The sequence below is a fragment of the Nonomuraea sp. NPDC049141 genome, from assembly GCF_040648415.1.
GTDB lineage: Bacteria > Actinomycetota > Actinomycetes > Streptosporangiales > Streptosporangiaceae > Nonomuraea.
This window is the reverse complement of the sequence record NZ_JBEZDR010000065.1, coordinates 1-6,923: the sequence shown is the minus strand read 5'-3', so window position 1 is coordinate 6,923 and position 6,923 is coordinate 1. Positions and strand designations below refer to the sequence as shown.

8 protein-coding genes and 1 tRNA gene are annotated in these 6,923 nt (G+C 69.1%); 5 read left to right on the top strand and 4 right to left on the bottom strand.

Annotated elements, in window-relative coordinates:
- Window positions 1–284: 284 nt before the first annotated feature.
- Window positions 285–358, top strand: a tRNA-Pro gene (locus AB0B91_RS63895).
- 76 nt (window positions 359–434) lie between these two features.
- On the opposite strand, the gene AB0B91_RS63890 is transcribed toward AB0B91_RS63895, so the two are convergent.
- Entirely contained in the window at window positions 435–683 is a 249-nt protein-coding gene (locus tag AB0B91_RS63890; protein ID WP_358342751.1) for a tyrosine-type recombinase/integrase, read from the bottom strand.
- Window positions 684–877: 194 nt separating this feature from the next.
- On the opposite strand from AB0B91_RS63890, the gene AB0B91_RS63885 reads away from it, so the two are divergent.
- Window positions 878–1,207 carry a hypothetical protein gene (locus AB0B91_RS63885; protein ID WP_089003036.1) on the top strand — a complete coding sequence of 110 codons (330 nt, stop codon included), beginning with the start codon at window positions 878–880 and terminating at the stop codon, window positions 1,205–1,207.
- Window positions 1,208–1,382: 175 nt separating this feature from the next.
- Here the strand turns inward: AB0B91_RS63885 and AB0B91_RS63880 are convergent, their stop codons facing one another.
- Window positions 1,383–1,607: a winged helix-turn-helix domain-containing protein gene (locus AB0B91_RS63880; protein WP_089003035.1), complete on the bottom strand. Its 225-nt coding sequence runs from the start codon at window positions 1,605–1,607 to the stop codon at window positions 1,383–1,385.
- Between the two features lie 216 nt (window positions 1,608–1,823).
- Here AB0B91_RS63880 and AB0B91_RS63875 point away from each other — a divergent pair, with 216 nt between their 5' ends.
- From AB0B91_RS63875 to AB0B91_RS63865, 3 genes are all read left to right on the top strand, one after another.
- Window positions 1,824–2,093 carry a hypothetical protein gene (locus AB0B91_RS63875; RefSeq protein ID WP_231925854.1) on the top strand — a complete coding sequence of 90 codons (270 nt, stop codon included), beginning with the start codon at window positions 1,824–1,826 and terminating at the stop codon, window positions 2,091–2,093.
- A gap of 40 nt (window positions 2,094–2,133) precedes the next feature.
- A complete protein-coding gene (locus AB0B91_RS63870; RefSeq protein ID WP_358342748.1) occupies window positions 2,134–2,340 on the top strand; it encodes a hypothetical protein in 207 nt (68 codons plus the stop codon).
- Window positions 2,341–3,200: 860 nt separating this feature from the next.
- Entirely contained in the window at window positions 3,201–6,215 is a 3,015-nt protein-coding gene (locus AB0B91_RS63865; protein ID WP_358342747.1) for a hypothetical protein, read from the top strand.
- Window positions 6,216–6,295: 80 nt separating this feature from the next.
- Here the strand turns inward: AB0B91_RS63865 and AB0B91_RS63860 are convergent, their stop codons facing one another.
- Window positions 6,296–6,682, bottom strand: a complete 387-nt coding sequence (locus AB0B91_RS63860) for a VOC family protein (protein ID WP_089003032.1) — start codon at window positions 6,680–6,682, stop codon at window positions 6,296–6,298.
- A 42-nt stretch (window positions 6,683–6,724) separates the two neighbouring features.
- Window positions 6,725–6,923, bottom strand: a 199-nt coding sequence (locus tag AB0B91_RS63855) for a hypothetical protein (protein WP_358342745.1), incomplete at its 5' end; no start/stop codon positions are given.

Here is a 6,923-nt window from a genome sequence, read left to right as displayed (position 1 = left end):
CGCCCGCCGGCCGTCCAAGGACCGCCGGGCGGGCCGGTCCGGGCGCGGTGACGTGGGGCACGCGGTGCCGGACCTGGGCGCGGTGATGTGGGGCGCGTCGGCGCGGATCAGTGACCGACGCCCCGGCCTGGGTGTGGCCGCCCTGTCGAGCTGAACCGCCTACGACATCAGCCGGCGCCCGGGGGTTCGCCGGGCTCCCACGAGGGCCGCACAGGGCCGCCACGGCGGTGGGGGTACCGAGTTGGACCCCTGAGCGGGGTGGGCTACTATTTGTCGGCACGCCTCGGGGTGTGGCGCAGCTTGGTAGCGCGCTTCGTTCGGGACGAAGAGGTCGTCGGTTCGAATCCGGCCACCCCGACCGAGGTCAGGGGCCACTCTCCATCGATGAGAGTGGCCCCTGATGCATTCGTACAGCAGTCGAGTACAGCAGCGCGTCAGCGCAGACTCTCGCCCAGGCGCTTGAGGGCGTCGCGGGTGGCGTCCGAGGACGCCTGCGAGTAGATCTCCATCGTCACCGACACCTCCGCGTGCCGAAGCACCTGCATGATGACGCGCGGGTGCACGTCCAGGTCGACGAGCAGGGTCGCGCAGGTACGCCGGGCATCGTGCACGGTGATCTTCCGGACCCCGGCGCGGGCACAGCGGGCATCCCAACACGCGCCCAAGGGCCACCGACCGGCCACAGCTCAACGCCAAGGAGTAACAGGCGGAATGAGGCAGCCGCGAGGCAGCGAAAGCTACAGCGCCGTCTGGCGGCGGACGGCACCGGTCAGCGCAGTGTCCATGCTAGCTGCCACAGGACGAGTTCCGGCGACATCCAGCTGTGGCTCGTGCCCGCGTTCACACCGAAGCGTCCGGCGTCGGAAACAATGCGGCCGTGAGTTGGGAAGAGTTCTTGTGGCATATGGAGCACCGGCTGGGCATGTACGTTGGGCGGCCGACGTACGAGCGAGCGTTCTCGCTGCTGACGGGGTTCGCCCTCGCGCGCGGTCAGGGTGAGCTGGCGGCGTTCCAGGAGTGGATGTCTGCCCGCCATCCCGGCAGTCCTCTCGTCTTCTCGTCTTTAGCGCTCGCCGAGACCTTCGGTAGGGGTGCCATCGAGGATGGCCTTGTCAGCGACGACGACCACGAGCGCGCCGTCTCGAACCTTTGCCGGCTCTTCCGAGAGTTCCTAGGGCAGCATGCGTCGACCGCGCACCACCACTAGAGACGTTGACCCTGTTGCTGTCGACAGCAACGGTGACAGCAACCAGCCGGGACGAGGACAGTCGCCAGCGGTCGAGCGTGCACCTCCGCCCGAGGTCGCGTACGCGGACAGACGTTGCCGGACGGAGCGCTCAAAACTTATGAACGAGGCGTCGCGCCTCGAGGGTGACCCCGGCTCACCGGGGAAGCGGGTTGGCGACGTAGACGCCCTTGCCCTGCCGGCCGTCAATCAGGCCCTCGGCCTTGAGCAGCAGCATGGCAGCACGGATCACGGTGTTGCTGGCTTCGTAGTGCTCGCAGAGGGCGGCAAACGAGGGCAGCTTGTCGCCCGGCTTCAACTGGCCGGAGCTGACCTGCTCGCGAATATCTCGGGCGACCTGTAGGTAGGCAGCTTCAGACATAGGTGGTGCTCCCAGCTTGGCGGCTGGTGCAAGCAGACCACACCGAACGCTCGACTTACAACGCTATGTGTCGTAGCTGTTTACCCTGCGCACATTGCGTCCTAAGTTGCTGGTGGGGCCACCCAGCTTGGCGGCCGGTCGCCCTGCCGTGGGTGCCCTGTCTCCGGACACGGCTGACCGGGTGCCCACGGGCCCCCAGCGTCGGCGGGAGGCGAGATGACCAGACCGGACGATGCAACTGGTTCGACCGCAGGTTCCGTGCGGTACACCGGCTACCACCAGAGGCAGAACAACAGCCGGCGACGCGTGTCCTACGACGAGTACGTCCTGGCGGCGGCGCTGACCCTCGCCCGCCGGCACCGACCCGTCTGGTCATGGCAGGACTGGCGGCGCATCTGCCGCTACGGAAGCGACCTGCCCTGCCGAAGCCGTCATCCCATCCCGATCAACCGCGGCCACTGGCCGAGCCAGGACGCGCCGCGATGACGACACACCTCCCGGTGACACCGGCTTGGACGTGCGGCGGATGCGGTGCCGACTGGCCCTGCCAGACCCGAAGGCGGGAGCTACGAGCGGAGTACGACAACGCCTCGCCCTCTACCTGGCCGCCCAGCTCGTCGACGCCGCCCAGGACCTGGCCCACGCCCCCGCCGGCCACCTGCACCACTCGCCGGGAGTTCGGGACGAAGAGGTCTGTCGTCGGTTCGAATGCGGCCACCCCGACCAGAGGTAAGAGCAGGTCAAGCCTCTCCAGCGAGGGGCCTTGACCCGTTTCCGACGATCACTGCCCTCCCGGAGGCAGCGAGAAGGCAGCAAACGACGCGAGCGCCCTGCGATCCAGCCAGAGTCGGGTGCGTCCAGAACGGGGCCGCTCCACAGTGTGGATCGGCTACAGACGGCGAGAATGGCGGGTTGGATCGTCGGGTGGCCCGACCCACCGCGTATCCCGCTCCTTCACTGGGCGTCACCGCCTCGAAGGGGCGCGCGGTGGGACGACTCCTACCTACGCAACACGCCCATCACGGGCAAGTCGTACACCAATCCAGTGGACGCAACTCGGCGCCGGGCCCGGCTAGGCTCCACTCTCTGTTCCTGCTCTGATGCTTTGGGTAATCGAGGGGTGTGCTGGTGTCTGGTCGGCGAGTTGTCTGGGCTGCGGGTGTCGGGGTGGTGGTGGCTGCCGCGAACAGCGCGGTGATCAACAAGCTGCAGAGCGGTTGGCAGTGGTGGGCCGCAGCCGGGGTATTCACGTTGTTCGGGGCGGTGGTAGCGGGTTGGCTGGCCGCAAACGCGTCGGGGACGCACCGGCCGGTCGGTCCTGGTGCGGTGGTGGCGGGTCGGGACATCAGTGGCCAGGTCCGAACCGATGGGTCTGTGGCAGCTGGTAGTGGTTCGCCGATGCGGGAGACCGGAGTCGGCCCGGGCGCGGTGGTGGCGGGTCGGGACATCGCCGAGAAGGCGAACATCGATACCACCGGCAGCAGTCGGCAGGGATCGGGTCGGTAGCGGGTGGGTACCAGATGGCAGCTGGCCCCGGGCGCGGTGGTTGCGGGCCGGGACCTCACCGGGACGGTGCACACCGGACCGACGTACATGCAATTCACGGTAGGTCAGTCCGATCGTCTCCAGGACGCGACCTTCGATCCCGCGCCACTGTACGAGCAGCTGGATCTCGCCCGCTTTCAGGGCCGCGCTGGCCTGATCGCCCGGATCGACGAGCGGATCGCGGCCACCGAACAGGGGTACGTGGTAGTGCGGGGCGAGGCGGGGGTGGGCAAGAGTGCGCTGGCGGCTCGTCTGGTGTGGACGCGTCCGTGTGCCTACCACTTCACCCGTCTGGATGGCGGGGCCCGTAACCCGGTTGAGGCGCGCAAGAGTCTGGCGGCGCAGTTGATTGGCGCGTGGGATCTGACGGAGCGGTTCACTCCGGGGGGCGTGTTTCCGGCGGCGGCGCAGCGGCCGGACTGGCTGGCCAAGGTCATCCGGGCGGCGGTGGCGGCCCGTGACGAGCGCTTCCCCGTGGTCGAGCGCCGGCCACTTGTGCTGGTCGTTGACGGGTTGGACGAGGCCGAGCCGGATTCGCCGGGCATGGGTACCGGGGTACCGCTCGGCCTGCCGACCCCGGACGCCCTGCCAGCCGGGGCGTACATCGTGGCGACCAGTCGGTATGGTCTGCCACTGGTCGCGTTGCGCGATCCGTTGCGGGTCGGCTGGTCGCAAATCGAGGTGGAGGGCGCCGACAACCTGGCCGACATGGCCGCCTACATGCACGCCGCGACCACCGGCCCTAACCCGGACCTGGCGCTGACCCGGGCGCTGGTAGAGCATCAGGTCAGCACGCCGGCGTTCGTCGCGACATTGCTGGATCGGTGCCGCGGGGTGTGGATATACCTGCGGTACGTGCTGGACGAGATCCGCGCTGCTCTGCGTCCACCGAATGACGTTGCCTCTTTGCCTGACGGGTTGCGCGGCTACTACGAACTGCAGATCCAGCACCGGTGGGCCGCGCATCCCGATTGGCGCAGGCTGCACTTGCCTGCTCTTGCTGTGCTCGCCGCCCTCGGCCGCGCGATCGGTAGCGCCGACCTCGCTACGGTGCTCAACAGCCCGGACGCTGCCGGCGAACTGGCAACATGGCTGGAGGGGCCTGCCCGCGCATACCTCGACGTGACCACCGGGCCGGACCGCCGCCGCCAGTACCAGGTTCGCCACCAGAGCCTGCGCGACCTGTTCACTACCGCCCCTCCCAGCGGCGAGGAACCCGTTGATGCCGGGCTGACCAACCAGTTGCACGCTGCCTGGCACACCGCACACCGCGCGATCACGACCTGGCTGGTGCCGCCCACCAGCCCGGCCACCGGCCGGCGCGACTGGTCCGCTATCGATGACTACACCCGACTGCAGCTGCCCGCACACGCTGCCGCCGCCGAGATGCTCGACGAGTTCATATCCGATCCTGGATTCCTGCTGTCCTGCCCGCCAGGCCAGATCTTGTCGCACCGACACGCACTGACCACACGGGACGCCGTCACCGCAGCCGCGGCTGCGGAGAGCGCCGCCACCAGCGACTGGACCGGCTGGCCTAAACCGCAACGGGCCTGGTGGCTACACATCTGGGCCCGCAAGACCCGATCGATCAACTTGGCTGACACACTCATCGTCGACCACCCTGCCTGGCCCTGGCATGTGCAAGCCGCCCTTTGGTCCGGAACCACTCACCGCACCCTCACCGGGCACAGCGACGGGGTAGCGGCGGTGGCAGTGCTGCCCACCCCGGACGGCCGACACCACATCGTCTCCGCTGGCGTCGACGGGACCGTGCGGGTCTGGGACGCCGACACCGGCGACCAGCTGACCGAACTGACCGGCCACACCTACGGTGCGTCGGCGGTGGCAGTGCTGCCCGACCCACACGACCGACACCGCATCATCACCGCCAGCCGCGACGGCACGGTACGAATCTGGAACCCCGACACCAGCGACCAACCGACCGAACTGATCGGCCACACCGGCTGGGTGTTGGCCGTGGCAGCGCTACCCAGACCGAACGACCGACACCACATCATCACCGCCAGCCGCGACGGCACGGTACGAATCTGGAACCCCGACACCAGCGACCAACCGACCGAACTGACCGGCCACACCGACGGGGTGCTGGCCGTGGCAGCGCTACCCAGACCGAACGGCCGACACCACATCCTCTCGGCCGGCCACGATAAGACCGTGCGGGTCTGGGACCCCGACACCAGCAACCAACCAACCAAGCTGACCGGCCACACCGGCTCGGTGGCGGCAGTAGCGGTGCTGCCCGGCCCGCACGACCAGCACCGCATCATCACCGCCAGCCGCGACGGCACAGTGCGAGTCTGGAACCCCGACACCGGCGACCAACCGACCGAACTGATCGGCCACACCGGCTGGGTGTTGGCCGTGGCAGCGCTACCCAGACCGAACGGCCGACACCACATCGTCTCCGCCGGCGTCGATAGGACCGTGCGGGTCTGGGACCCCGACACCGGCGACCAACTAACCGAGCTGATCGGCCACACCGACGGGGTGTTGGCCGTGGCAGCGCTACCCAGACCGAACGGCCGACACCACATCGTCTCCGCCGGTGAAGACGGCACGGTGCGGGTCTGGGACCCCGACACCGGCGACCAACCGACCGAACTGATCGGCCACACCGACGGGGTGTTGGCCGTGGCAGCGCTACCCAGACCGAACGGCCGACACCACATCGTCTCCGCCAGCCGCGACGGCACGGTACGAATCTGGAACCCCGACACCGGCGAGCAGCCAAACAAGCTGACCGGCCACACCGGCTGGGTGGCGGCGTTGGCAGTGCTACCCGACCCGGACGGCCGACACCACATCGTCTCCGCCGGTGAAGACGGCACGGTACGAGTCTGGGACCCCGACACCGGCGACCGGCCAAGCGAGCTGACCGGCCACACCGACGGGGTGTGGGCGGTAGCGGTGCTGCCCGGACCGGACGGCCGGCACCGCATTGTCACCGGCGGCGGCGACCGTTCTGTGATGGTCTTCGTGCCCGGTACCAAAGCCGCGCGGCAAACAGCAGCTTTCCCATTGGCCTTCCAACCGGTGTGACGAGAAGCCTTGGCTCGTTTCCGACCGTCCTTCCGACCGTAGGCGACCGGAAGCAGGTTGGCGCGGCGCGCGGCGTCCGATCAGGGGCAGCGGTCGGCGAGGACGCAGAACTCGTTCCCCTCCGGGTCGGCGAGTACGACCCAACGCTCATCGCCCTGGCCGACGTCGGCGTGCCGGGCACCGAGGTCGAGCAGGCGACGGACCTCTTCGTCCCGGTCCATGTCGGTCGGGTTGAGGTCGATGTGGAGCCGGTTCTTGACGGTCTTGCCCTCGGGCACCCGCGCGAACGTCAACGTCGGCGGCACCGGGCCGGGGCGGTCCCTGCCTTCCGGCACCACGGGGGAGCCGATCGTGACGATTTCGTCGTCCTCGTCCTGCACGACGTAGCCGAGGACGGCGCACCAGAACCGGGCGAGAGCGTGCGGGTCGGCACAGTCGATCGCCAGCTCGGTGAACTTGCTGGTCATGTCGGACCATCCCCAGTCGAGTGCCGGCCCCCGGGGGGCCGGTCAGTCCTGCTGTTCGGTGCGCGCGATCTCCGTGAACGCGGCGGTCAGGTAGCCGTCGAGGGGCCGCCCCGTGGCAGCGAGCAGGTCGGCGACGAGCAGCGGCCCGTGCCGCGCCACGGCGGGCGGGTCGGGCGGCGACTCGTCGCCGTCGGGGTCGTAGACGCCGAGGGCGCCCGCCAGCAGGACGAGCACCACGTGC

Excerpts from the sequence above, each read along its gene's own strand:
- AB0B91_RS63880 (WP_089003035.1), bottom strand. The coding sequence starts at position 1,607 with ATGTCTGAAGCTGCCTACCTACAGGTCGCCCGAGATATTCGCGAGCAG.
- AB0B91_RS63875 (WP_231925854.1), top strand. The coding sequence starts at position 1,824 with ATGACCAGACCGGACGATGCAACTGGTTCGACCGCAGGTTCCGTGCGG.
- AB0B91_RS63870 (WP_358342748.1), top strand. The coding sequence starts at position 2,134 with ATGCGGTGCCGACTGGCCCTGCCAGACCCGAAGGCGGGAGCTACGAGC.
- AB0B91_RS63865 (WP_358342747.1), top strand. The coding sequence starts at position 3,201 with ATGCAATTCACGGTAGGTCAGTCCGATCGTCTCCAGGACGCGACCTTC.
- AB0B91_RS63860 (WP_089003032.1), bottom strand. The coding sequence starts at position 6,682 with ATGACCAGCAAGTTCACCGAGCTGGCGATCGACTGTGCCGACCCGCAC.